Below are 1,422 nucleotides of genomic sequence, written 5' to 3' on the forward strand. Positions count from 1 at the left end.
ATAATTTCTACATACAAATGCCAAGTCGGAGCTTCTCCAGGGCGTTTGGCAAATTGCAGGTCTAAGACTCTCTCCCAAGGGGCAATGGTTTCGATGGCAATTAGGGCGAAGCCACCTAACTGGTGCCGGAGTTGGTCACTAAAGGTGAAGGTGTCGGGAACCCGAGGGGGTGGATCTCCTATGCAAATTCGGGCGGCTTGGGGGTGCCAACAAATGGTGAGCCAACCTCGACCATTTAGGGTGCGTAGGGCGATGGCAATGGTGTAGCGATCGCGTTGATAGACTTGTTCGGTACGTCCTGGTACCCAGGTAGCACGCAGCTCAGAACAAGCAGCGGTCAGGGTGGTATAGTCAACAGGTTGCATGTGCGAGATGCCAGATCTGAGCTTCGTAGGATTCGGGTTTGAGAATGGGTTCGCCTAGCGGCTCAATGCGCGCGCATGGCATTTTGGCTTTGGCTATGCGATGAAGCTTCGCTTCCGCTAAAAGCGATTGGCCGTAGGTCACGCTACGCGAACGCAGTCTAGTCAAGTTCCTATTTTGGGCATTTACAATACTATTCTATAGGTCAGCCTTAGGGCTACCATCTTATAGCCTTGTGATCTCGGTTGTGAACATACTCTCAAAGGCAAGAGGCAAGAGCCAAAAGGTAAGAGGGGCAATATATCCTCAGTTTTGTTTTCCAATAAAATCAAACATTTCAATTGTATATAGTTCCCTAATTACATCAATTAATTGACTTTTTTAAGTCTGTTTCAGCAATTAAGCAATCGCTATTATATTGCCATTATAACTTATTAAGTATTAATGGCAAATACAATTTTATATTTACCTATAAAATTCCTTAAAAATGCACCATAATTATGGACGAATTAAGTAATATATAAATTACAATTTTTCAAGAAAAAGTTATCATTAAAGATTAGTTTCGTGCTATAATAAAAGTGACCTTAATTAACAAGGTCAAAACCAGCCCCCTCAGCCTGAACAACTACGGGGCTGGCTATTACCCCTAGTAACATAGGAGATAATTTTATTATGACCTATCGCGACCGTCTTAGTCCGTGGGTAATTGTGCGGTTATTACCCAACATGCAACGAGTAGTTGTTGCTCGCTTCCGTAACCGTTCCGATGCAGAGGGTCACTTGCGCCGTCTCCGACAGCTGATGCCTGATGTCGAATTTGTGATTATTTTTGATACTGGGGAGGAATTAGATCAGAAGTAAATAAATAACTGGTTGTTTGTGGACGGTTGACAGTGCTTTGTGGACAGCAAACACTTAACAGTCAACCGTCAACTCAGGAATAAAAGTGTTATCAAAGTTGACAGTAGAACCCTTGTTGATCTGATCAAAAAAAACTATAGTTTGTGTGGAGGTCAAATCTCCAATTGTCTACAGAGTAAAGCAGGAAATCATGGG

General features: G+C 43.2%; 2 protein-coding genes. One reads left to right on the forward strand and one right to left on the reverse strand.

Annotated features, from left to right (window positions below):
- On the reverse strand, positions 1-365 hold a 365-nt coding region (locus F6K49_RS48975), incomplete at its 3' end, for an NFACT family protein (RefSeq protein ID WP_293109974.1).
- Between the two features lie 673 nt (positions 366-1,038).
- On the opposite strand from F6K49_RS48975, the gene F6K49_RS48980 reads away from it, so the two are divergent.
- Positions 1,039-1,227 (forward strand): hypothetical protein, encoded by a 189-nt coding sequence (locus F6K49_RS48980; protein ID WP_293109976.1) that lies wholly within the window; start codon positions 1,039-1,041, stop codon positions 1,225-1,227.
- Positions 1,228-1,422: the final 195 nt, after the last annotated feature.

It is taken from the genome of Moorena sp. SIO3I6 (assembly GCF_010672095.1).